The following is a 23,894-nucleotide window of genomic DNA, read 5'->3' on the forward strand; positions in this document are numbered from 1 at the left end:
TCCCGTCTCCCGCGTACGGCTCCCCGCCGGGGAGCGGCACACGCCCGCCGGGCCGCGGATCGGACGGCCGTGCCAGAATGCGAGGGGCGGGTGCGGGCCGCGACCGCGGCCCCGGAAGGACGAGGAAAGGCCGGAGCCGGTGGCGGACGAGCAGTGGCTTTCGCGACGCGACCGGGCGGCCGAGAGCACGGTCGCACCGGATTTCGACCTCGACGAGTGCGTACGCGAACCCATCCATCTCCTGGGCGGAATCCAGTCCCATGGCACCCTGCTCGCCGTCGACCGGGCGACGGGCCTGATCGAGACCGCGGCGAACACCGGCCCCCTGCTGGGAACCGACGCGGCCGACGCCGTGGGCGCCCACATCGACCGGCTCCTGGGCACCGGCCCCTTCACGGAGGTCCTCGACGCCCTGGACGGCGACGGCGCCGACATCTCCGTACATCTGCTGACCCTGCCGGTCCAGGGCACCGGCCGGGCCTTCGACGTCACCGCGCACCTCCGGGACGAGCTCGTCGTCCTCGAACTGGAACCCCGGGCGGACGGCCGGCCGCTCCACTTCCCGGGCTTCTACCAGAAGGTGCGGAGCGCTCTCGCCCGGCTGCGCGCCGCCACCGACGCGGCGGAGTGCTGCCGCACCGCCGTACGCGAGATGCGCGCCCTGACCGGTTTCGACCGGGTGGTCGCCTACCGCTTCGACGGCGCCGACGGCCCCGGCGAGGTGCTCGCCGAGTCGGTCTCGGACGGCCGTGAACCCTGGCTGGGGCTCTGGTTCCCCGCCACCGACATTCCGCCGCAGGCCCGGCGCCTCTACCGGGAGAACTGGATCCGGGTCATCGGCGACGCCGAGGACAGCGGTGTCCCGCTCCATCCGCCGGTCCGCCCCGGATCCGGGGTGCCGCTGGACCTCTCCCGCTCCGTGCTGCGCACCGTCTCCGGCTTCCATCTGGAGTATCTGCGCAATATCGGCGTCCGTTCCTCCATGTCGGTCAGTGTGCTGCGCGACGGCGAACTGTGGGGCCTCATCGCCTGCCACGGCGACAGCCCCGTACGGTTCGGTCCCGAGCTCCGCGCGGCCTGCGAGTTCTTCGGAACCGCCTTCTCCCTCCAGCTCGCCGTCATCGAGGAGCGCCGGCAGCGCCGGGCCGTGGACCGGAGCAGGGAACGGCTCGCCGCTCTCGTACGGCACCTCACCGGCGACCCCGCCGATCTGCTGCGCCGCTGCGGCGACGGACTGCGGGAGCTGCTCGGCGCCGACGGACTCGTCCTGGCCGCCGGCGGAAGGGTCACGACGAACGGCGCACCGGCCGGATCGGCACTGGCCGATGCCGTACGCGAGCGCGCCGCCCGGCTCGCTCCCGGATCCGTCTGGCACACCGACCGGTTCGCCGAGACCCTCGCCGAGGAGGGCGACCCGCCGCCCGCCACCGGCCCGGACGCCCCGGCCGGAGTGCTGATGGTGCCGCTGGGCGGCTCCGGTGACTTTCTCGCCTGGTGGCGCGCGGAACGCCGGGTCACCCGCCGTTGGGCCGGCGACCCCGCCCGCCCCGTCCGTCTCGGGCCGCGCGGGGAACGGCTCACCCCGCGCGGTTCCGGCGAGGTCTTCCGCGAGGTGATGCGCGGCCGCGGCGAGCCGTGGACACCGGCGGATCTCGCCGCCGCGCAGGAGCTGTGGCGCACCCTCACCGGCATGGCGCTGCGGCATGCCGAGGAACTCGCCGCCCTCAACGACGAGCTCCGCATGATCAACACCGATCTGGACTCCTTCGCCCACGCGGCCGCCCACGACCTCAAGGAGCCGCTGCGGGGCATTTCGAACGCCGCCACGTTCGTCATGGAGGACGCGGCCCACCACCTGGACGAGGTCACCCTGCGCCGGATGGCCACCATGCGGCGGCTGGCCGGACGCATGGACGAACTCCTGAACTCCCTTCTCCAGTACGCCCGCCTCGGCCGTTCCGGACTGCGCCGCGAGCGGATCCCGCTGGACACCGCTCTCGACGCCGCGCTCGATGTGGCGGGCGAACGCCTGGCCGGATCCGGAGTGCGGGTGGTCCGGCCGCCGGAGCTCCCGGTGCTCTGGGCGGATCCGCAGCGATTGCACGAGATCCTGGTGAATCTGCTGGTGAACGCCGGGAAATACGCGGACGACACCCTGCCGGAGGGAGCCCGGACCGTGGAGGTCGGCACGGTCGCCGTCACACCGCCCGGGGAGAGCGCGCCGGTCCGCGCGGTGGTGGTGCGCGACAACGGCATCGGCATTCCGCACGAGGCCAGGGCGGAGGTGTTCGAACTCTTCCGGCGGCTCCACGGGCCCGCGGAGCGGGGCGGCGGCACCGGTGTCGGACTGGCCGTGGTGAAGCGGATCGTGGAACGCCACGACGGGCGGCTGTGGCTGGAGGGCGAGCCGGGGGTGGGCACCGCGATCCACTTCACCCTGGGGGAGGGGGCTCCGGGGGAGGACCCCCGGGGCGAGAGTCCGCCCGGGTGATGATCAGCCGAGGTCCCGCGGATCGCCCGAATCATCCGGCGATCCGGCGCCACTCCCGGACGGACCCGGCGCCGACTCCTGCCAGTAGTCGATCGCACCCTTGAGCACGGTCTTGAAGAGCTCGAAATTGACCGGCTTGTACACGTAGCTGTCCGCGCCGGCCGCATAGCAGGAGTCGACCTCGGCCGGCGCGGTGGACGAGGTGAAGACCACCACCGTCACCGCGTCCAGACTCGGCTCCGCACGGATCGCGCGCAGCACCGCATGCCCGTCCCGTCCGGGCATGTTGAGATCGAGCAGGACCAGACCGGGCCGGGGCTCCGTGCTCAGCAGCCGCTCCGCCACCCCTTCTCCCCGGGAGACGAAATCGAGCCGGAGGCGGGGATGCGTACGGCTGAGCGCCCGCTCGATCGCCTCCGCGTCCTCCGCCGAGTCCTCGACCACCAGTACGCGGCCCCGGTCCAGCGCGGCCGCGGTTTCCTGTGCGTTTCTCATCCTGCCGCCTCCACCTGCGCGGCCAGTACCGCGACATCGTCCTCGCCACTCGCCCGGAACGCGACCCCGGCTCTCACCAGCCGCTCCGCCAGCAGCGCCGGTTCGCCCGCGCCCTCACGGGCCACCACATCCGACAGCACATCCTCGAAGAACCCGCCGCCGTGCTCGCGTGCCTCGGTCAGCCCGTCGGTGAACAGCACCAGACTGTCCCCGGGGCCGAGCCGCAGCGAGGCCGGGGCGTACTCGGCGGACGGCAGCACCCCCAGCAGCAGACCGCCGCAATCGACGCTCTCCACCGCCCCGCCGGCCCGCCGGACCAGAGGCGGGGGATGGCCGGCGTTGGCGACCTCCGCCCGGAAGCCCCCCGCACCGTCCGGCACCATCGTCACCACGAGCGCGGTGACGAAACGCCCCGCTTTCTCCCGGTGCAGTGCCTGATTGAGCCGGGCCAGTGTGTGCGCGGGCGGACTTCCGTCCTCCAGCAGGGTGCGCAGGGTGTGCCTGGCCAGCCCGGTCAGTGCCGCCGCCTCGGCGCCCCGGCCGCACACATCGCCGATCAGCAGGGCCACCCGGCCGTCCGGCCCGGAGACCGCGTCGTAGAAATCGCCGCCGACATCGAGGGTGTCGTCGGCCACCTCGTAGGCGGAGCTCAGGGCCAGGCCCGGCACGGCGGGCAGCGCGGCGGGGAGGAGGTGCTGCTGGAGCGAGACGACATGCTGTCTGCGCTGCTCATAGAGAGTGCTCGTATCTATCGCGAGTGCGGCACGGGTGGCCAGGTCGGCGAGGAAGCGGGCCATCTGCGCGCTGGTGTCCTGCCGGTGGAAGAGAAACGTGAGCGTGCCCAGAACGCGGCCTCGGGCGCGGAGGGGATTGACGCTCAGCGCCCGGACGCCGCCGCCCGGTCCCCCGGCGGCCGTGCCGAGCGGTCCGCCGTCGAGCTCCTCACCGCCGAGGATCAGCCCTTCCTGGCGGTCGACCGCCTGCTGGAGCACCTTGGCGAGCCAGGGGTCCCGGCTCGCGGTGTCGGCCAGCCAGGACTGCCGGGCCGCCGCGACATGCGCGGAGGCCACCGGCGCGAGTTCGGGCCCCTGCCGCAGATGGAGCAGACAGCCCTCGGCGACGGCGGGAACCGCGAGTCTGGCCACCCGCTGCAGCGTCTCCTCGACATCGAGGCTGGCGTCCATCTGAAGGGACGCCTCGGCCAGGAAGGCGTCATGGACCTGGCGCCGCTCGTGCTGGCGCTGGGTGACGATGCGCCGGTTGCAGGTGGTGACGATCTCGGCCGCCTGCCGCAGCCGGGCGCGGAGATCGCCGACGGCGGAATCCGGCGGCCCCAGACCGATCACCAGCGCCGCCCAGTCCCCGGAGTCGAGCGGGAAGACGCATTCCACGGCCCGCTTCGACCCGGCGCCGCGCAGGACCCCGGCCTCCGGCCAGCCGTCCGCGAGCCCCGCGGCGTCGTGGTCCCGTATGAGGATGCGGCCGCCGGGGCCGCGCTCCGCCGCGCGGGGACCCCAGTCGCCCGCGGTGTCGAACAGGGTGGGGACGTCGTCCGAGGCGTGAAAACTGCGCATGTACCGCAACTGCCCGCCGTGCCAGCGGGTACCCACGACCACCACCACTCCGGGAAACTCGGCGAGAACGTGGTAGAGGCGGTCGGCGAGCGCCGTCACATCCTCGGCGGCGTCGGCCGCGCACCACAGTTCGTGCACGGCCTCCGACCACTGGGCCGAGATCTCCCGAGCCGGAGCCCCGGGGGAGGAACCGGCCTCCCCGGGTGTGCTCGGTACACCGGGCACACCGGCCCCGTCGGGCACACCGGTCGCACCGCCTGCACGGGACGCACCATCTGCACGGGACGCGCCGTCCGAACCCACACTGTCCGAACCGGACGCACCGTCCGAACCGGACGCACCGTCCGAACCGGACGCACCGTCCGAACCGGGCGTGCCGAACTCCCCTTCCCGCATACCGACTCCCGCTCCGCTTCCGCATCATCGACGACTCGCGACCGTACCCGCGATGCGGAACTCGAACCGGTTTCCAGCCGGAAGGCCGCGCGGGAATCAAGAATACTTGTGCCCACCGGGTGGGTCGGCCGGACCCGGCCGGCCCGCCGTCCCGGCGCGGCGGCAGTGTCCTGTACTGCCCGAAAACCGCCCGGAACCCTGTCGGGTCATCGCGCTCCCGGTCCTGCCGCGCTCCTGCTCCCGTACCCGGCCCCGGCGGTGACTCCGAGGCGGGCTGCCACTCCGCCCGGCCGGCGGCACCCGGCGAGTGGCCGGAAGTCGACGGTTTGGGAGCCCGGGTGGTGAGGATGCGCCGATGGTGACATTTAGGTAAGCCTCACCTAATATGATCGCTGTCGACTTCGGGTCCCCCACTCCGAGAAGCCGGTCCAGCTGTTTTCCCTTTTGTTCACGTCTTGTACTGCTTGTACGGCATGAACCGTTTTTGCGTAGCCCACACCACGCATCCCCGTATGCCCCTCTCCCCGAAGGAGACATGCAGCGCATGTCCATGCCCCGCAGCACCCGCCTGGCCGCCATCGCCGCGCTGACCGCCGTCTCGATGGGCGCCGGTGTTCTGACGGCCACCGCCGCCTCCGCCGCCCCCGCGCAGTCGGCGACCGCCGGAACGCAGGCCGAGGCCCCCAAGCCCGGCAGTGCCGCCGCGCCCTCCCCGATCCTGCTCACCGGCCAGGCCGGCTGGAGCTTCAAGGCCACCTGGTTCGGCTACATCACGGGCAACGGCGGCACGGTCGCCGTGGCCGACGGCGCCACCCAGGGTGCGGGCGGAGTCGTCTCGTACCCCGTGCGCCACGGCGCGGTGAACCCGGCGGGCAAGAGCGCGGACGTCCGTTTCTCCGGCTCGGTCACCTACGCGCTCGCCAAGCACGGCATCAACGAGGTCACCTTCGCCAACCCGCGCGTCGTGCTGAAGGGCGGCACGGGCACGCTGTTCCTCGATGTCCGCACCGACCTGGAGGGCACCAAGACCTCCGCCGACGCCGTGCCCTTCGCCACCCTGAAGGCGTCCGCGAGCGCGCTGAGCGGTTCCACGCTCAACTGGAACGGCATCACCGCCGCGCTGACCGAGCAGGGTGCGGCCGCCTTCACCCGTGACGGCGCCCCGATGTACGAGCCCGGATCCGAGCTGGACAAGCTCGCCCTCGGCGGCACGGCCAGTGTTCCCACCCTGACCGTCAGCCAGGTCCGCGGCCTCGGCGCCGAGACTCAGGTGACGGTCACCGGCAAGGGCTACCAGCCCGGCCGCGGCGTCTATGTCGCCCAGACCATCGCGCTCCCCGGCACCACCTACCCCGGCGTCTTCGGCAACGCCGCCTATGTCCGCAAGGTCGGTGCCGACGGCACTTTCACCACCAACCTGAAGCTCACCGAGACCTTCACCCCGTCCGGCGCCGCCGCCATCGACTGCCGCACCACCGCCTGCTTCGTCGCCACCTTCAACTCCTTCGACGGCACGGACAGCACCTGGATGCCCTCGCGCGCCCAGGACGTGGCCCGCGCGGTCTCCTTCGGCGAGACGAAGATCACCCGTCAGCCCGCCGCCTCCTCCGTGCGCTCGGGCGCCACCGCGGCCTTCTCGGCCGCCGCCGCCGGCGCGGACACCGTCCGCTGGGAGCGCAGCACCGACCGCGGCGCCACCTGGAGCACCATCGCCGGAGCCGAGGCCCCGACGCTCTCCGTCAAGGCCGCCATCGCGCTGAACGACACCCGCTACCGCGCCGTGTTCACCAACGCCCTCGGCTCCGTCACCACCGACCCGGCCGCCCTCACCGTCGCCGCCGTGCCGAGCCGGATCACCGGCATCAACGCGGCCCCCGAGCCGGTCGCCAAGGGCGGCAGCCTCACGGTCACCGGCACCCTCCAGACCGCCGGCGTCTCGGACGATGTCTGGCGTCCGCTGGCCAAGAGCCCGGTGGTCGTCGAGTTCCGCGCCCAGGGCAGCACCGCCTGGACCAAGGCCGCGAGCGCGGTGTCCGGTTCCACGGGCGCCTTCTCCGCGAAGACCACCGCCGCCAAGGACGGGGACTGGCGCGCCCGTTACGCCGGCACCGCCGACCGCGCCGCGTCCGTGAGCTCGGGCGACACCGTGGACGTCCGGCTGCGCACCGGCATCGTGAGCTTCAACGCCAAGCCGGAGCCGGTCCGCAAGGGCCGTCCCATCACGGTGACCGGCACCCTGCGCACCCTCGACGGTACGTGGAAGAACACCTCCGGCCAGACCGTGACGATCTGGTTCCAGGCTTCCGGTTCCAAGACCTGGACCAAGCAGGCCGGTGTGCGCACCAACAGCAAGGGCGCCTTCTCGAAGGCGTTCACCGCGAAGAAGGACGGCTCCTGGAAGGCCGTCTTCGACGCGACCTCCGCCCGTCTGGGCACCAACAGCGCGGCCGACCACGTCGACGTGCGCTGAGCCGAGCCGGATCCGGCTCTCCCGTACGGCCCAACCGCTGTGCGCGAGTGAATGACGAGGCACCCCCCGATCGCGATCGGGGGGTGCCTCGTTCTCATGCCCGCGACGGCGGCATCGGGGCCGCTCCGGTGCGCTCTCGCGGAACGCCTCTCACACGGCCTCCGGCGCCGTTTCGGTGCCCCGCTCGGCGCGGATCCCCATGACGACCACGGTGATCAGGCAGAACGCGATGACCGTCTCGGCCCAGAGGAAGGCGACATAGTCGAGCAGACAGCCGATCGGAGGCATACCGGGAGCGGTGTTGCGGAAGGCCGCCAGGGCGAAGAGCGTGGCGGCCATCCAGCCCAGCGCGGGCCAGACGAGCCCCCGGCGCCGGGTGACCAGGAACCAGCTGCCGATCAGGACGGACACCGCGAGCGCCCACATGGCGATCATCATGAAGACCGCGAAGACGAGAACGCTGTTGGAACGGGCGAGTCCGATGTCGAGAAAGGCCACGCCGGCCGGTGCGGCGGCGTCCACGGTGGCCGCGAAGAGCACGTCGTTGTTGGCGAACACGACTCGGACCGGCACCTTCTCGCCGCCGAGTTCGGCACCGAATTCGACGGCGGTCTCATACGCGTCGAACGGATAATCCGCGATCGACCCGTTCCGCAGGGCGACCGGGACATCCCTGGTCGAGATGCGCTGATGCGCCTTGAAGTTCAGATCGCCCCTGGTCGCCGTGGACGTCTGAAGGGTGAGGTCATCGGCGGGGGAGATGCCGCCCGCCTCGGCCAGGGCGCCCCGGGGGGTCACCTGGACGCGCAGCACCAGCTCCCGGCCGGCGGCGTCGACACGCTGGACCGTCGCCTCGACGTCCACCCGGTCGGGCTCGGCGCGGCCCACCGTGTGGACCGTGTCCAGGGCCTGGCGCTCCCCGAACTGGAGCCATGCCCCCAGGGCGACCGCCGCCACGACGGCGAGTACGACCAGACCGGGCAGCAGCGGGACACGGCGCGCGGCGAAGCGGCGTCCGGACTGGGGCACATCGACTCCCGTGGTCGCGCGGTGCGTGTGGCGTGTGGTGTGTGATGCGTCGCGTGTGGCCTGTGCGGTGCGTACGGTCAGGCAGCGGGCTCGCCGGGCTGGTCATGGGTCGCGCAGTGGATGCCGCCGCCGCCCGAGGCGACGGTGTCGATCACGACCGGCACGATGTCCCGGTCGGGGAAGTGCTCCCGCAGGATCGAGCGGGCGCGGCTGTCGGCCTTGCGGTCGCCGAACCGGGGCATGAAGACGGCGTCATTGGCGATGTAGAAATTGGCGTAGGTGGCCAGGAAGTCGTCTCCCTCGCCGGTGATCCTCCTCAGGTCGGGCTGCGGGAGATCGATGACCTCGAAGCGCCGGCCGCGGGCGTCCGTCGCCTTCGACAGAACGGATTTCGCCTGGTCGGCGGAGCGTGACCAGGAATCCGGCGGGGTGCCGGGGTACGCGCGGTCCAGCAGCACCACACCGGGCTCGGTGAACCGCACCAGGCTGTCCACATGGGCGTCGGTGATGTCCTCGCCGCGCACACCCTCCAGCCAGATCACCTTTTCGAGCCCCAGGATCCGCTTCAGCTCCGCCTCGATAGTGTCCCGGCTCTTCCCCGGGTTGCGGTTGACATTGACGATCGAGCTCTCGGTGATCAGCAGGGTGCCCTCGCCGTCCGGCTCGAAGGAGCCGCCCTCGGAGATCAGCGGCGCCCGCTCGCGGGGGATCCGGTACTGCTCCAGTACCTTGCGGCCGACCAGGGCGTCGTTCTTGTGCTCCTGCTTGTCGCCCCAGCCGTTGAAGTTGAAGTCGACACCGATGACCTCGCCCGCCTCCTCGACGAACACGGGGACGGTGTCGCGCGCCCAGAGGTCGTCCACGGCCAGCGGGATCACCTCGACCTGCGAGCCGCACGCCCGCTGGGCCGCCTTCACCTGCGAGGGCCTGGCCATCATGACGACCGCCTCGTACTCCCCGACCGCCCGGGCGATCCGCGCGATGTCCTCGCGCACATAGGGCAGGTCCTCCTCCCAGACCGAGGTCAGGGCGGGCCAGGACATGAAGGTACGGGTGTGGCTCTCCCACTCGGCGCCGAGACGGCGCTTGGAGTCCGCCGAGGCCGGCCGGGGGGAACCGGCGGTCGAGCCGGCCCGCATGGTGCTGTCGGAGCGACCGCAGGCCGCGGCGCCGAAGGCGAGGGCGCCGCCGAGCCCGGCGAGGGCACGGAGGGCGGTCCGGCGGGTGGAGGGACGGTTCGGCACGAGTGACTCCGATCGTGAACTGGCGGGACGGTCTCATCCGGCCAGGGCGGGCACGGGAAGCGCGGCGCGGGCGGACAGCCCCGGGCCCCTGGGACCAGGGTGCGCGCTCGACCCGGCAAATGACCGGTATGCCGGAAAAGCCGCGCGGCCACGTGTCGCCACTGTGGCACTGACTGGATTTTCAGTCAAACTTGGAGATGGTTCGGGGTGTCGCCGGGAGAGCCTTCGGGGGTGGTCCCGGGGGTGGTCCCGGGGGTGGTGGGAGTCGGGCCGGTCGGACTCGCCCGGATCGCCTGCCCCCGCGCTGGTGGGTGCAGGGGGCCGGCTGATGCGGCGGACGCTCGGCTGCTCGGCCGGTCCGGGGTCGGGGTCCACCGGTGCGGCCGGATGCTCGGCGGGTGAGCGGCTTCACTTTCTCCGGCGTCCGGCTCGTGTGTGCCGGTGCGGGCTGCGCCCTCGAGGGCGCATTCGTCACCCTCCGTCATCATACGATCTCATGCGGCAGTGTCGCACCCGGCGTGGTCATCCGCTGGCTGAAAATTCAGTCAGGGTGCGAGGGGGTGCGGGCTTCCTGTCGTTGCCGGCACATCCCGGCGCGCCGGTCCGCCCTGCCCGTGGTCACCCGCTGCCACTCCGCGGGCGGGCGCGTACCCGCTCTCTGCCCGGCGGTGCTCTCCCGGTTCCCGGCGGCCCGGCCGCCGCCCGGCTCCCGGTGGCCGGCTCCCCGTGACCGGGGCGCGGTCTCCAGGCGCGCATCCGCCCCATCCGTACCGTCCCGTCCGGGCCGCAGGGCACCCGCACGGGCCCGGGACGCCGGGCACCCGCACGGGCCCGGGACGCCGGGCACCCGCACGGGCCCGGGACGCCCGGGTAAAGTGCCGGTCATGGCCTCTCGCAGCACTCAGATCCTTGAAGCGGCCGCCCGGGTGATCGCCCGGCGCGGAGTCCGCGGGCTGCGCGTGGAGGAACTCGCGGCCGAGGCCGGTGTGTCGACCGCGCTGATCTACTACCACTTCAAGGACCGTACGGGCGTTCTGCGCCAGACCCTCGAATTCATCAGCGACCGTGCCGAGCGCTACACGACCGACCGACACCCGGACGATCCGCCGCTCACCCCCGCGGAGCAACTGGAGGAGAGTCTGCTGCTGGAGCTTCAGGACACCACGGAGGTGCGGGAGAACAGCTCGGCCTGGGGTGAACTGCGAGCCAGCGCCGTCTTCGACGAGGTACTGCGCGAGGATCTGGCCAGGGCCACCCTGGAGTGGGTCCAGGAGGTCGCCGCGCTGCTGGGCCGGGTTCTGCCGATGGCCCCGGCCTCCTCGCTCGCCGCGGCGGCCGAGCGGCTCACCGCCCTGCTGGAGGGGCTCAGCATGCGCTGGCTCAGCGGCGGTATCGGAATCGGTTACGCGCGGCAGCTGATGCGCGGTGCCATCGAAGCCGAACTCGCCGGACTGCGGCAGGGCTGAGCCCCCCGGCGGCCGTCTGCCGCCGCATGCCCCTCATGGCACGCCCCTCGCCGTGCGCTCTCCGCCGGAACCGGGCCGGAAGCTCTCAGCCGTGCTCATCGAGCCAGTCGCCCGGTATCAGCTCGCGTATGCGATCGAGCCCCTCCAGGGTCCGGCCGCGGGCGAGGAGCGACATGCCCCCGCCGTCGTACAGAAGGACGTCCCCGGCGAGGAACCACCGGCCCCCGTTCTCCTCCTCACCGATGGGGTAGGGCGGGAAGGGCAGTTGTACGGCGTGCTCCTCCAGCAGCTCGATATCGCCGTCGTCCGGGTCCAGGGCGTCGCAGCACGGCTCCGGCGCGTGCAGCGACTCGGAGAGCACGATCTCCACGAAGCAGAGCGAGAGGCGCCCGAGCCAGCCCTCCCAGCGCTCGGCGTCCTTGTCGGCCAGGTCCGCGCGGATAAAGACCGGGGGATCGTCCTCGCGGAGGTCACCGAGGAGGAGGCCCCAGGAGGCAGCCCCCTGATTCTCGTGCCGGAAGACCAGCGCCTCCTTCGCCCGGTCCACGTACAGTTCCGCCGGGGCGAGCAGAATATCCTGATGATCCGTCAGGTCGCTGCGCCGCCCGAACAGCAGATACGCCTCCCGCAACGCCGCCGGCAGCGCCACCCCCAGCCGCTCCTCGGCTGCGGCGAGATCGCTCTCGGCCCACCCATCCCCGCTCTCCAGCGGCCGGACCCAGTGCGCGGCGAATCCTCGGATGAAATCCCACGCGCCGCCCCGGTCCGCGACACCGCGGGCCAGTGACTGGGCGAGATCGAACTCCTTCGTCATGCCGAGACGATATCCGGCGGGTCTGACAGTGGGCGGCGTCGACCGTGGTGAGTGAGCTCTGTTACGGCTGGTTGCTCAGGTGGCAGACTGCCGCGGAAGTCTCAAGAGATGAGGAAGAGCATGGACTTTCGACGTGCGACTGCCGCCGTGTCCGTACTGCTGGCATCGGCGGTTGTGCTGGTCGGCATGGGCTCACAGGCCCATGCCGAGTCGGCCGGGGACAAGAAGGTCGAGGTGATCAAGGCGGTGGTGATTCCCGGCGAGTGACGTTGTCGCCGGGGTGAAGGTCGCCCGGCTGTGTGGTGCCCGGCGCGCCCGTTTGTTATGGGCGCGTTGGGTGTTTGTGTGGTGGGTGTGTTGAGTGGTTGTGGATTGGGTTTCGTGGGGGTGGGGTTTGGGTGGGGTGTCGTTGTCTGTGTGGGGAGGTTGGTATGTGGGGTTCGGGTTGGTTGTCTGGTGCCGGTGGTGGTGGTGCTGGTGGTGCGGGTGCTGCTGGGTCTGGTGCCGTGGGTTCCGGTGGTGTGGGTGAGTCGTCTGCCGGTGGGTTGTCTGCCGGTGGGTCTGGTGGTGCTGCGGGTTCCGGTGCCGCGGGTTCCGGTGCTGGTGTGGCTGCCGGTGGTTCTGGTTCTGCTGGTGGTGGTGGGGTGTTGGGGTCGTTGACGGGTTTGCGGTTTGTTGCGGCGTTGTTGGTGTTTGTGGCGCATGTGTCGGCGGGGTGGTTGTTTGTGGATGGTGGGGTGAATGGGGTGTTGGATCGGTGGTTGGGGTCGTTGGGGGGTGTGGGGGTGTCGTGTTTCTTTGTGTTGTGTGGGGTTGTGCTGGTGTGGTCGGTGCGGGAGGGAGACCGGGTGGTGTTGTTCTGGCGGCGCCGGTTCATGAAGATTTATCCGAATCATGTGGTGGTGTGGGTGGCGGGTGTGGGGCTGGCGTGGGGTGCGGGGCAGGCGTTGTCGGTGGGTGGGGTGGTGCCGGGGTTGTTGTTGGTGAACGCGTGGTTTCCGGAGTATGAGGTGATCCGGGGGGTGAATGGTGCGGCGTGGTCGCTGGGGGTGGAGTTGGTGTTCTACGCGTTGTTCCCGTTGTTGTGGGTGTGGGTGCGGCGGGTTCGGGTGTCCGGGTTGTGGGTGGTGGCGGGTGTGATGGTGGCGGGGATGGCGGTGGTGGCGGTGGTGGCGGAGGTGTGGCTGCCGCGGGAGGTGTTGCCGGGGCTGCGGTATGGGTGGTGGCAGTTCTGGCTGGTGTATTTCGTGCCGGTGTCGCGGTTGTTCGAGTTCGTGCTGGGGATGGTGGTGGCGCGGCTGGTGGCGGGTGGGCGGTTCCCGCGGGTGCCGTGGTGGGTGGCGGTGGGGGCTGTGGTGGCGGGGTATGGGCTGGTGCTGGTGATTCCGGGGGTGTTCGGTCTGGTGCTGCCGGTTGTGGTGCCGTTGTGTCTGGTGGTGGTGTGGGGTGCGCAGGCGGATGTGGAGGGGCGGAGCGGGTGGCTGGCCCGCGGGTGGATGGTGCGGCTGGGGGAGATCTCGTTCGCGTTCTACATCCTGCACATGGTGGTGGGGTATTACGGTCCGGCGCGGTTCGGGAGCGGGCGGCAGTGGGGTGCGGGGGAGGCTGTGGCGCGGATCGGGGGGTGGTTCGCGCTGACGCTGGTGCTGGCGTGGGTGCTGTACCGGGTGGTGGAGCTTCCCGCGATGCGCCGCTGGTCCCGCCCCCGCCGTGCTGTTGCGGGTGCGCGTTCCGTGATCGTGGCCGGTTCCGGGCCGGGGGCTGTTCCCGTCCCGGTGTCCGTGTCTCCTGCCGGGGCGCCGGCCGCGGTGGCGGTGCCGTCCGCGGCCGGTGAGGCCTCCGGGCCGGTTTCCGGGCCGGGCGGGGCGGCGGAGGAGGGGGTGCCGGGTCCGGAGTCCGGGAGGTGACGGGCCGGGCGGCGGGTTGTGGCGTGTGTGCCGCCATCCGCTGCCGCTGCCGCTGCCGTCGCCGCTGCTGTTGCCGCTGCGGGGTGGGGTGGCTGGTGGTGGGGTGTGCCGGGCGGGCAGGGTGGACTCGGGTGCCCGGTGCGGGGTTTCGGGTGCCCGTTCGGGTGAGGGCGGTCCCGCTTCCCGGGTGTGCGGCTTCCCGTGCCGGGGGTGTGGTGTTCCGCCTGCCCGGTGTGGATCCGTCGGTACCGTGACGCGGGCGGGTGCTGGTGCCGGACGTGTCCCGGTACGGGGAGGGGCCCTTGCGGTGGCGGCTCGGTACTGTGCCGGCGGATGGCGCGGATGGCGCGGATGGCGCGGGTGGGGTCTGGTGGGGGGCTGTGCGGGGGGGCCGGCGCAGGGGAGGTTTCCGGCGTTCGTGTCCGTGCGCGTCCGGTGGCCTCGTCCTCCCTCCCGTCCCCGGTGCCCGGCGTGTACTGCGCGTCCGTGTCGGGCGCCCCGTGCCCGTACGCGATGGTGAACGCGTCCCCGGTGTCCCGTCCCTGCCCGTAGGCCGTCTCTTTCGGATCAGGCTGGGTTCGCGTGCGTCCGCCGGCTGCCGCTGGGGGTACTCCCGGGCGCCGCGCTCCGCCTGGGCCTGGCGGCCCGGGTGGTGCCCCCTCGCCGCGTTGTGGTCCATCATCCATGGCCCTCTGTGCCCTGCGGGCATGGGTGCGGGGTTCCCCGGCGAGGCCAGGGGGTGTGTCCCCTCCGCGGTGGCTCAATCCTCCGCCTTGCGATCCACGGCACCGGACCCTCCCCCTGCGCCCGAAGGGCGCGTGGGGGTGCCCCCGTTCTCTGATCCGGCCTGATCCGTAGGAAACGACCCAGGCCGGGAGCGCCGTTCCCGGCCCGGGAGTTCGCACCCGGCCTGCGCTGTATCCGCGCCGGCCCGTCCCGGTCGTGCCTGCCCCCGGTCGTGCCTCTTCCCGGTCTCCCGCCCGTACCGGCCTGTGCCCTACCCGTACCGGCCTGTGCCCTATCCGTGCCGAGTCGTACCCGACCCGCACCCGCCCGTGCCCTGCCCGTACCGGGGCCCTGCCCCTGCCCTGCCCCTGCCCCTGCCGTGCCGGCCTGTGCCGTATCCGTGCCGGGCTGTGCCGGGTCGTACCCCACCCGCACCCGCCCTGCCCGTGCCCGTGCCGTGCCCGTGCCCCTCCCGTGCCGGGGGTCTGTACGCGGTTTGTGCCCTGCCCCCGGCCCTGCCCGTGCCGTGCCCGTGCCCGTGCCCTGCCCCTGCCCGTACCCCTCCCGTACCCCGCCCGTGCCGTGCCCCTTCCGTACCGGAGCCCGTGCCGTGCCCGTACCCCTCCTGTACCGGGGGTCTGTACGCGGTTTGTGCCCTGCCCCTGCCGTGCCCGTGCCGTGCCGTGCCGGCCTGTGCCCTATCCGTGCCGGGCTGTGCCGGGTCGTACCCCACCCGCACCCGCCCTGCCCGTGCCCGTGCCCCTTCCGTACCGGGGCTGTGCCCTGCCGTGCCCCTTCCGTACCGGGGCCCTGCCCCTGCCCCCTGCCGTGCCGTGCCCGTGCCGGCCTTGTGCCGTGCCCTGCTCGTGCCGGCCTGTGCCCTATCCGTGCCGGCCTGTGCCGGGTCGTACCCCACCCCCACCCGCACCCGCCCTGCCCGTACCCGTGCCCCTTCCGTACCGGGGCTGTGCCCTGCCGTGCCCCTTCCGTGCCGGGGCCGTGCCTGTGTCGTGCCCGGCCGCGTGCCCGGCCCGGCCTTGTGTCGGGGTTGTGTCCGGCTTTCCGGTTTCCGGTGTGTCCGGGGGGTGTTCGTGGCTGTGCCCCGGGCCGGGGGTGCGGACCGGGGCACGGGCACGGGCATGGGCATGGGTATGGGTACATGTGGCGGGCGGGCGCCGGCTCCCCGGGGTCCGGGGGGGGCTCCCGGCCCCCGGAGGGGCGGGAGACCTCCCGGCTGCCCGCCCCCCGGGGGGGAATCCCCGGCCCCCGGGGTCCGGGGGGTCTGCTCCCGGAGGGGCGGGGGACCCCCGGCTGTCCGTCCGTCCGGCTGTCCGTCCGTCCGGCTGTCCGGATAGCCGGACAGCCTGGCGGCCTGGCGGCCTGGTCTGTCTGGTCTGTTTGGCTGTCCGGGCGGTTTGGTCTGCCGGTGTTTCGCCCCGGGGTGGGTGGCCGGGGTGGGTGGTCGGGGTGGGTGGGGTGGGTCAGGGGGTGACGTCGATCCGGCCCATCTGACCGCCCGAGGAATGACCCAGCTGATGGCAGTGATACAGATACTGACCCGTGTACGGACCCCACGTCATCGAGATTTTCACCGTTTCTCCCGGGCCGAGGGTGACCGTGTCCTTCCAGCCCTGGTCCGCGATTCCCGCGGGTGCCCCGTTGCGTTCCAGGACCCGGAAGAACGTCAGATGGGTGTGGAAACTGTGCCACAGATGGAAATCGGGCAGCCCCGGACCGATCGGCGCTTCCGCGTTGCGGACCGTCCATGTCTCCGTGGTCCCCAGCCGGGTCGTCACGTCCACCCGGTTCGGGTCGTAGGACAGCCCGTTGATCGTCATCGCGGGGAACGTGCGGATCTCGAAGTCCCGCTCCACCGTCGCGGCGGGCAGCACCGCCGACCGGGACAGCCTGCGCGGGATACGCGAGCGGTCGGCGACACGGTTGCCGATGTCGAACCGCATCACCTCCGGACGCTCGGTGCCCAGCGCGCCGGTGTTCTCCAGCACCACCGACCGGCCCGTGCCCCAGCGGGCGAAGTCGACCACGATGTCGACGCGTTCACCGCCGAGCATCGTCACCTCGGTCCGGGTGACCGGCGTGTCCAGGAGCCCTCCGTCGGACCCGATCTGGGTGAACTCCGCCCCGTCGGCGAACCGCAGCCTGATGTACCGGTTCGCGCACGCGTTGTACAGGCGCAGCCGGTACTTGCGGGCCGCGACCCGGAAGTAGGGCCGCTCCTTGCCGTTGACGAGCATGTGCGGGCAGTCCGAGGGGCGGGTGTAGCGCAGGGTCCCGTCGATCTCGACACGGGCGTCACGGATGACCAGCGGCACATCGAACGCGCCCCGCGGCAGCGGCAGGAGCTGCTCGGCCGTGTCCGTCAGCAGATACAGGCCGTGCAAACCCATGTAGACGTTCTCCGCCTCCAGGTGGTGCGCGTGGTCGTGGTACCACAGGGACGCGGCCCGCTGCTCGTTGGGATAGTGGTAGGTCCGTGTCCCGCCGGGGGCGATGGTGTCCATCGGCAGGCCGTCGTGCTGGGAGAGCACATGCGCGCCGTGGAGGTGGACGGCCGTGTTCACGGTGAGGTCGTTGTACTGGCGCACCACCACCTCACGGCCCCGCACGGCCCGGATCGTCGGCCCGGGGAACGTGCCCCCGTAGGTCCGCACCCGGGAGACCAGGCCCTGCACGATCTCGGCGTCGGCCTCCCTCATCCGGACCTCGTACACGTCCGACAGCGCGGTCTGGGACACCGGGCTGAGGACCTGCGGCAGCGGCATCGCGTGCGCGAACGGCACCACGGGGGCGGGTGCCGCCGCGGCGGCACCCGCCGCCGCGGACGCCGGCGGCGCGGTGACACCCAGGCGTCCCCACGGCACGACCGCGGCCGCACCGCCGACCGCGGCCGCCTTGAACAGATTCCTTCGATTCAGCATGGATCAGGCTCTCTGTGTGGGAATGGTTGTCTCAGCGCCGGGCGTGCGCCACGGCACACCCGCGCAGAACACGAGGAGCAGCGCGGCGGGCCCGCACAGCCGTACCGCGGTCGTCACGTCGGCGCGGACGGCCGGCCCCAGGGCCGTGCCGTCCGGGCCGAGCCACACGGCCAGCCACACCACGGGCACCGCCGCGGCCGCGGGGTGGCCCGCGGCCGCGAACAGCAGCTGCCCCGCCGCCCCGCCCGCCCTCGCGGCGGCGGCGGGTGCGCGGCGGCGCAGGACCTGCCCGGCCGCGGCGGCCAGGACCAGGACCGTGTAGAACGCGACGACCACCAGGACCAGGAACACTCCCGTCCGGAACGGCTCGTCCACCGCCGCCCGCGCGGGGCCGGACCCGTGCCACCACGCGTGGTCACCGGCCTGCGGCACGGGCATCCGCGTCCGGTCGTAGGCGATCCAGGCCACCGCGAGCGACTGGACCAGCGCGAACACACCCAGCGGCACCGCCCGCAGCGAACCGAACAGCCCCCGCCGCCGTGGAACACCCCCGCCGGCACCGGACTCCGCCGCCCCGCCCGCCCGCGCGGACACGCCCGCGGCCCCGCCGGCACCGGGCTCGGATACGGCGACAGCCCCGCCGGCCCGGACCCCGGCCCCGCCGGTACCGGCGGCCCCGGGCGCGGGAACAGCCGTGTTCACGGCCCCCGCCGCCCCTGCCGCCGCGTTCCCGTTGCCGGCCGCGTTCCCGGACCCGGACCGGTGTCCGGCCGTGGCTGTCGCGTCACCGGCGTCACCGGCGTCACCGGCTCCGGGCACGGCCGCGGCCGCGGTCGCGGGTGCGGGTGCGGTCCTCGCGGGACCGGCGGCTCCGGGTACGGTTCCGGCTCCGGGCGCGGGAACGGACCCGGCCCGGGCCCCGGACCCGGCCGTCCTCGCCACCGCGTTCCCGCTCCCGCTCTCGTTCGCGGATACGGACGCGGGCCCGGTCGCGGCTGTCGCGGTGCCGGCGGTACCGGCTCCGGGCACAGCCGGGTTCGTGCCGCCGGCCGCCCCCGCGCGGGGCGATGAGGCCGCCGGTCCGGCGGTGCCGCCCGCCGGTGCGGCTCCGGGGGCGGGAACAGCCCCGGCCGCGTCCGCGGTTCCGGACCCGGCCGCCCCTGCCGCCGCGTTCCCGTTGCCGGCCGCGTTCCCGGACCCGGACCGGTGTCCGGCCGTGGCTGTCGCGTCAGCGGCCCCGCCGGCTCCGGGCACGGCCGCGGTCGCGGTCCTCCCGGGGCCGGTCGCGCCGGGTGCGGCAACGGCCCCGGTTCCGGACGTGGTCCGGGCTCCGGTCGCCGCTGCGGCCCCGGCCCCGGCCCCGCTTCCGCTTCCGCTTCCGGCCGGTGTTGTGTCCGCGGTTCGGGTTCCGGTCACCGGTGCTGTTCCGGTTCCGGCCGTGGTCCGGGCCGTGTCCGCGCCGGCACCGGCACCGGCAGCGGTCCCGGTTCCGGGTGCGGCCGTTGCCGCCGCCCCGGCCCCGGAGACGTCCCCGGCGCCGGCAGCGGCCCCGGCAGCGGCGGTGGTGGCGGCGGTGGTGGCGGTGGTGGGTGTTGTGGTGGTGGTCATGGTGTCGTCTCCTGTGCGGGGAAATCCGTCGTACGGGCCAGCGCGTCCCATTCCCGCCACCGCTCCAGCCGCTCGCCCAGGACCCGCGGGGCGAGATCGGCCGCGCTGTTGCCCAGCAGGAGCCGGACCGGCGGCGCGGCGGAGCCGACCAGCTTCAGCAGCGCCTCGCCGGCCTTGCGCGGGTCTCCCGGCTGGAGATGCGCGTACGCGCCCGACAGCCCGTGCCGGCGCCTGGCCAGGACCGTGTCGTACGCCGATTTCGGTACCGCCCGCACCATCGAGCCCGCGCTCCAGTCGGTGCGGAACTCGCCCGCCTCCACCAGCGTGACCCGGATCCCGAACCCCTCGACCTCCTGCGCCAGGGTCTCCCCGACCGCTTCCAGCGCCCATTTGCTGGCGCAGTACAGGCCCAGGTTCGGATAGGTGGTGACCCCGGCGATGCTCGACATCTGCAGCACATGACCGCTGCCCTGGCGCCGCATCACCGGCAGGACCGCCTGGGTCACCCACAGCGCCCCGAACACGTTCACCTCGAACTGGTCGCGGACCTGCTGCTCGGACACCTCCTCCACCGCGCCGGCCAGGCCGTATCCGGCGTTGTTGAGGACCACGTCGATCCGGCCGGCCCGTTCGGCGGCCTCGGACACCGCGGCGAACACCGCGGCCCGGTCGGTGACATCGAGTTCCATCGGCACGACCCGGTCGCCGAACTCCCCGGCCAGCTCCTCCAGCGCCCCGGCCCGCCGCGCGGTCGCGATCACCGTGTCACCGGCCTCCAGGACCACCTGGGCGATCGCCCGCCCCAGGCCCCTGGACGCCCCGGTGATCAGCCACACCCGCGGCCCGGGCCCGTTCACATTCCCGCCTTCGTCAGGCCCCGCACCACACCCGCGACCGTACCCGCGCCCGTACCCGCGCCGGCATCCGGGGGTGCGGCGGGGGAGGGGCGGGGGGGCCGGGCCGCGCGCCGGGCCCGTTCACGGGCCTCGGCGTGGTCCCGGGCGTGGACGAGGGTGGCCCGGCTGTCGGTCCGCAGCAGGGTCCGCAGATGGCGGCGGGCGTCCCCGGGGGATGCCCCCGGTCCCGCAGCGGCCGCGACCGCGCCGGGGTCGAGGGTGACGGTGTGCCGGGCGGCGGCCCACACACCCCCGCCGGGAGCCGGGGTGATGGTCCACTGCCCGGTGTGCAGGGACATCAGGGCCGGCAGCGGGGTCTGTTTCCAGGTGATGCGCCGGCAGGGGTCGCTGACCCGGTAGGAGGTGACCGTCCGCACGGAGCCGTCCGCGCCCCGTACGTCCAGGGTCAGCTTCCGCAGCCGGGACGTGGCCTCGGTGAGCCGGGCGCTGAGCACGTGCGGCAGGACCCGGGGCCACTGGTCCGCGCCGTCGAGGAATCCGTGGACGTCCGCGGCCGGCGCGTCGACGCGCAGCCGGTCCTCGAAGGAGAAGGTCCAGCCGGTGTTCCCGCGGCCGTCCTCGGCCGCCCGTTTGACCGCGTCGAGTTCGCCGCGCGAGTTGCGGTCCACGGCCGCGCCGATCCAGGCGAGCGCGTCCGTGTCGTCGTTGAGGGCGCGGTAGGCGTGGAGCAGCCGCACCCGGCAGCGGGACGCGCCGAGCGGGACGACGGTCCAGGAGCCGCGCATCACGGCGGCGGGCGGCGCGGGCGTGTGCTGCGCGAAGGTGACGCGCAGCCGGCCCGCGTCCAGGGTGCGGTGCGAGGTCCACGTCTTGGCCTGCCCGTTGGCGACCGCCCAGACCCGGATGTCCTCGGCCCCGGGCCCGGCGGGGACGCTCTCGGCGTGGACCGCGGCGGGAAACACTCCCGGCCAGGTCCCGACATCGGCGATCAGCTGGTGGACCGCGGGGGCCGGGGCCTCCACGGTGATCTCGTGCTCGACTTCCCGCAGACCGGGCTCGGACATCGTCAGTTCACTCCTCAGCACAGGGGACGACAGGGACGGCACACACGGCACACACGGCACACACCCCCTGGCACGGCGGCCCGCACCGCCCCGCCCGCCCGCCCGGCGCGGGGCATGGAGGCACGGGCCCGGCGGTACGGGGCGAAGAGGCGGTACGGGGCAAAGGGGGGCGGCGGTGCGGGGGCCGGTGTCCCCGGGCCCGTACCGCGCCGGACAGCTCCCCGGCCCGCATCGGCCCGCACCGTGCCGGCCGTGTGCGCACCGGCCCGTACCCGGGCCCGGGCCGTGCGGACCGGCCGCGTACGGCCGCCCCGGCCGCCGTACCCCCGCCGCCCGCACCGGACCGGACCGGCCGTGCGCGCACCGCCGCTGCCCGCTGCCCGCTGCCGGGTGCCGGGTGCCGGGCGGGGTCAGAAGTTCCCCAGGCCGCCGCAGACGTTCAGGGCCTGCGAGGTGATCGACGCGGCGGTGTCCGACGCCAGATAGCCCACCAGCCCGGCCACCTCCTCCGGTGTCGAGTACCGGCCCAGCGGAATCTTGGCCCGGAACTTCTCCAGGATCGCCTCCTCCGTGGCGTCGTACGCGGCCGCGTACCCCTGCCGCACCCGCTGCGCCATCGGGGTCTCCACATATCCGGGGCAGACCGCGTTCACCGTGATCCCCGTCGGCGCCAGCTCATTGCCCAGCGCCTTGGTGAACCCCACCACCCCGTGCTTGGACGCCGAGTACGGGGCACCCAGCACCACACCCTGCTTCCCCGCGGTGGAGGCGATGTTGATGATGCGGCCCCGGTCCTTGCCCCGCATCCCGCCCGTGGTCAGCACCTCACGGGTGACCCGGAAGACACTGTTCAGATTGGTGTCGATCACGTCGTTCCACAGCTCGTCACTGAGGTCCGCGGTGACACCGCCGCCGGAACGGCCGGCGTTGTTCACCACCACGTCGACCGTGCCGAACCGGCCGACCGCCGCCAGCACCCACGCGCGCACACTCGTCCCCGAGCGCACGTCCAGCGCCTCGCCGGCGACCTCCAGCCCCTCACCGGACAGCTCCTTGACCGTCCGCTCCACGTTCTGCGCGTCCCGCGCGCCGATGAACACCCGGTGGCCCGACGCGGCCAGGACCCGGGCCACCTCCAGCCCGATACCACTGGTCGCCCCCGTCACCAGAGCGACCCGCTTGTCCTGATCCGACATGTCCGTCTCCTCGGCAAAGTTCGACAGCATCGCAGGCGAAGGATTTTGTTCCCCCCTGGAAAGACACTCGAAGGCGCCTTGGAACCACCCCCTCCCACCGCCCCGCACCCGCGCCCCGCACCTGTTCCGGACCGTTCCCGCCGCCCCGCCCGGGCCACCACCGGGCCTCGATCGATGGTCGAGCGCCTGTTCGCAAGCTCGACCGCGACATCCGGACGTGAGAGGCGGCTATGATCAATCTCTTTCAGCCCCAGGTGGGAGCTGAGGAACTCGACGCGGTGGCCCAGGTGTTCAACGACCGCTGGCTCGGCCACGGACCCCGCACCCAGGCCTTCGAAGCGGCCTTCGCCGAACACCTCGGCGTCGGCCCCGAACACGTCGTCTTCCTCAACTCCGGCACCTCCGGCCTCTTCCTCGCCACCGAATCACTCGGCCTCACCGCCGGCGACGACGTCGTCCTGCCCTCCCCGAGCTTCCTCGCCGCCGCCAACGCCATCGCCACCAGCGGCGCCCGCCCCGTCTTCTGCGACGTCGACCCCCGCACCCTCAACCCCACCCGCGAGGACATCGAGGCCGCCCTCACCGAGAACACCAGAGCCGTCATCGTCCTCCACTACGGCGGCCACCCCGGCGACATCATCCGCATCGCCGAACTGTGCCGCGAACGCGGCGTCACCCTCATCGAGGACGCCGCCTGCTCCGTCGCCTCCCGCGTCGGGGGCCGCGCCGCCGGCACCTTCGGCGACCTCGCCATGTGGAGCTTCGACGCCATGAAGGTCCTCGTCACCGGCGACGGCGGCATGATCTACGTCAAGGACCCCGCCCAGGCCGCCCGGGTGCGCCGCCTCGCCTACCACGGCCTCGCCCAGCCCAGCGGATTCGGCTATGCCAAGGTCTCCGCCCGCTGGTGGGAACTCGACATCCCCGAGCCCGGCCGCCGCGTCATCGGCAACGACCTCACCGCCGCCATCGGCGCCGTCCAGCTGCGCCGCCTGCCCGAACTCGTCGCCCGCCGCCGCGACATCGTCGCCCTCTACGACCGCGAACTCGCCGACACCGAAGCCCTCCTCACCCCGCCGCCGCTGCCCGCCGGCCACACCTCCACCCACTACTTCTACTGGGTCCAGATGGACCCCCGCATCCGCGACCAGGTCGCCTCCGACCTCCTCGCCGACGGCATCTACACCACCTTCCGCTACGCCCCCCTCCACAAGGTCCCCGCCTACGGCCACACCGGACCCGAGCTCCCCGCCTCCGACTGGGCCGCCGACCGCACCCTGTGCCTGCCCCTGCACCCCGGGCTCAGCGACACCGACGTGGCCACCGTCGCCGCCCGCCTGCGCGCCGCCGTCGCCCGCCGCCGCACCGAATCCGCCGCCTGACCCCCGCCCCGCCCGCCCGCCCGGCCCGCCCCGCCCGGCCCCGCGCCCGCCGGACCGCCGCGTCCACCGCCTCCGCCCGCCCGCACACCCCGGCGAGCCGCACCCGCACCGCCTCACCGCACCGCACACCGCACCGCCCCACCGCCTCACCGCGTCACCTCCACCGCCCCACCGCCTCACCGCACCGCACACCGCCTCACCGCACACCGCCCCACCGCACCGCACGCGGCGCGTCC

At 73.2% G+C, this 23,894-nt stretch carries 17 protein-coding genes; 7 read left to right on the top strand and 10 right to left on the bottom strand.

Going from position 1 to position 23,894, the window contains the following annotated elements; translation table 11 throughout:
• Nucleotides 1-139: 139 nt before the first annotated feature.
• Nucleotides 140-2,491 (top strand): ATP-binding protein, encoded by a 2,352-nt coding sequence (locus tag AAFN69_RS14480; RefSeq protein WP_347728864.1) that lies wholly within the window; start codon nucleotides 140-142, stop codon nucleotides 2,489-2,491.
• Between the two features lie 3 nt (nucleotides 2,492-2,494).
• Here AAFN69_RS14480 and AAFN69_RS14485 read toward each other — a convergent pair whose 3' ends face one another.
• Both AAFN69_RS14485 and AAFN69_RS14490 read right to left on the bottom strand, forming a co-directional pair.
• Nucleotides 2,495-2,986: a response regulator gene (locus AAFN69_RS14485; protein WP_347728865.1), complete on the bottom strand. Its 492-nt coding sequence runs from the start codon at nucleotides 2,984-2,986 to the stop codon at nucleotides 2,495-2,497.
• On the bottom strand, nucleotides 2,983-4,698 hold the full coding sequence (locus tag AAFN69_RS14490) for a GAF domain-containing SpoIIE family protein phosphatase (RefSeq protein WP_347728866.1): 1,716 nt from the start codon (nucleotides 4,696-4,698) through the stop codon (nucleotides 2,983-2,985). The genes AAFN69_RS14485 and AAFN69_RS14490 overlap by 4 nt, the downstream gene beginning before the upstream one ends.
• A gap of 802 nt (nucleotides 4,699-5,500) precedes the next feature.
• Between AAFN69_RS14490 and AAFN69_RS14495 the strand changes: the two genes are divergently transcribed.
• Entirely contained in the window at nucleotides 5,501-7,426 is a 1,926-nt protein-coding gene (locus AAFN69_RS14495; RefSeq protein ID WP_347728867.1) for an HtaA domain-containing protein, read from the top strand.
• 150 nt (nucleotides 7,427-7,576) lie between these two features.
• On the opposite strand, the gene AAFN69_RS14500 is transcribed toward AAFN69_RS14495, so the two are convergent.
• Together AAFN69_RS14500 and AAFN69_RS14505 are read right to left on the bottom strand one after the other, a co-directional pair.
• On the bottom strand, nucleotides 7,577-8,455 hold the full coding sequence (locus AAFN69_RS14500; RefSeq protein ID WP_347728868.1) for a DUF4436 family protein: 879 nt from the start codon (nucleotides 8,453-8,455) through the stop codon (nucleotides 7,577-7,579).
• 77 nt (nucleotides 8,456-8,532) lie between these two features.
• Nucleotides 8,533-9,699 (bottom strand): agmatine deiminase family protein, encoded by a 1,167-nt coding sequence (locus AAFN69_RS14505; protein ID WP_347728869.1) that lies wholly within the window; start codon nucleotides 9,697-9,699, stop codon nucleotides 8,533-8,535.
• 884 nt (nucleotides 9,700-10,583) lie between these two features.
• On the opposite strand from AAFN69_RS14505, the gene AAFN69_RS14510 reads away from it, so the two are divergent.
• Nucleotides 10,584-11,165 carry a helix-turn-helix domain-containing protein gene (locus tag AAFN69_RS14510; RefSeq protein WP_347728870.1) on the top strand — a complete coding sequence of 194 codons (582 nt, stop codon included), beginning with the start codon at nucleotides 10,584-10,586 and terminating at the stop codon, nucleotides 11,163-11,165.
• Nucleotides 11,166-11,250: 85 nt separating this feature from the next.
• Here the strand turns inward: AAFN69_RS14510 and AAFN69_RS14515 are convergent, their stop codons facing one another.
• On the bottom strand, nucleotides 11,251-11,979 hold the full coding sequence (locus AAFN69_RS14515; RefSeq protein WP_347728871.1) for an SMI1/KNR4 family protein: 729 nt from the start codon (nucleotides 11,977-11,979) through the stop codon (nucleotides 11,251-11,253).
• Between the two features lie 120 nt (nucleotides 11,980-12,099).
• On the opposite strand from AAFN69_RS14515, the gene AAFN69_RS14520 reads away from it, so the two are divergent.
• The 3 genes from AAFN69_RS14520 to AAFN69_RS14530 all read left to right on the top strand — a co-directional run bounded on the left by AAFN69_RS14520 (nucleotide 12,100) and on the right by AAFN69_RS14530 (nucleotide 13,886).
• Nucleotides 12,100-12,246: a hypothetical protein gene (locus AAFN69_RS14520; protein ID WP_347728872.1), complete on the top strand. Its 147-nt coding sequence runs from the start codon at nucleotides 12,100-12,102 to the stop codon at nucleotides 12,244-12,246.
• A gap of 195 nt (nucleotides 12,247-12,441) precedes the next feature.
• Complete coding sequence (locus AAFN69_RS14525) at nucleotides 12,442-12,639, top strand: hypothetical protein (RefSeq protein WP_347728873.1); 198 nt, start codon at nucleotides 12,442-12,444, stop codon at nucleotides 12,637-12,639.
• Nucleotides 12,640-12,683: 44 nt separating this feature from the next.
• On the top strand, nucleotides 12,684-13,886 hold the full coding sequence (locus AAFN69_RS14530; protein WP_347728924.1) for an acyltransferase: 1,203 nt from the start codon (nucleotides 12,684-12,686) through the stop codon (nucleotides 13,884-13,886).
• A gap of 2,207 nt (nucleotides 13,887-16,093) precedes the next feature.
• Here AAFN69_RS14530 and AAFN69_RS14535 read toward each other — a convergent pair.
• The 5 genes from AAFN69_RS14535 to AAFN69_RS14555 form a co-directional block, all read right to left on the bottom strand.
• Nucleotides 16,094-17,551, bottom strand: a complete 1,458-nt coding sequence (locus tag AAFN69_RS14535; protein WP_347728874.1) for a multicopper oxidase family protein — start codon at nucleotides 17,549-17,551, stop codon at nucleotides 16,094-16,096.
• Between the two features lie 3 nt (nucleotides 17,552-17,554).
• Nucleotides 17,555-18,058: a hypothetical protein gene (locus tag AAFN69_RS14540; protein WP_347728875.1), complete on the bottom strand. Its 504-nt coding sequence runs from the start codon at nucleotides 18,056-18,058 to the stop codon at nucleotides 17,555-17,557.
• A gap of 1,097 nt (nucleotides 18,059-19,155) precedes the next feature.
• A complete protein-coding gene (locus AAFN69_RS14545; RefSeq protein WP_347728876.1) occupies nucleotides 19,156-20,016 on the bottom strand; it encodes an oxidoreductase in 861 nt (286 codons plus the stop codon).
• Nucleotides 20,013-21,080, bottom strand: a complete 1,068-nt coding sequence (locus AAFN69_RS14550) for an SRPBCC family protein (RefSeq protein WP_347728877.1) — start codon at nucleotides 21,078-21,080, stop codon at nucleotides 20,013-20,015. The genes AAFN69_RS14545 and AAFN69_RS14550 overlap by 4 nt, the downstream gene beginning before the upstream one ends.
• Before the next feature lie 410 nt (nucleotides 21,081-21,490).
• Nucleotides 21,491-22,276: an SDR family NAD(P)-dependent oxidoreductase gene (locus AAFN69_RS14555; protein WP_347728878.1), complete on the bottom strand. Its 786-nt coding sequence runs from the start codon at nucleotides 22,274-22,276 to the stop codon at nucleotides 21,491-21,493.
• A 230-nt stretch (nucleotides 22,277-22,506) separates the two neighbouring features.
• On the opposite strand from AAFN69_RS14555, the gene AAFN69_RS14560 reads away from it, so the two are divergent.
• On the top strand, nucleotides 22,507-23,658 hold the full coding sequence (locus AAFN69_RS14560; protein ID WP_347728879.1) for a DegT/DnrJ/EryC1/StrS family aminotransferase: 1,152 nt from the start codon (nucleotides 22,507-22,509) through the stop codon (nucleotides 23,656-23,658).
• The last annotated feature ends 236 nt before the right edge of the window (nucleotides 23,659-23,894 follow it).

Source organism: Streptomyces sp. CAU 1734 (genome assembly GCF_039888735.1).
In the GTDB taxonomy this organism is placed as follows: Bacteria; Actinomycetota; Actinomycetes; order Streptomycetales; family Streptomycetaceae; genus Streptomyces.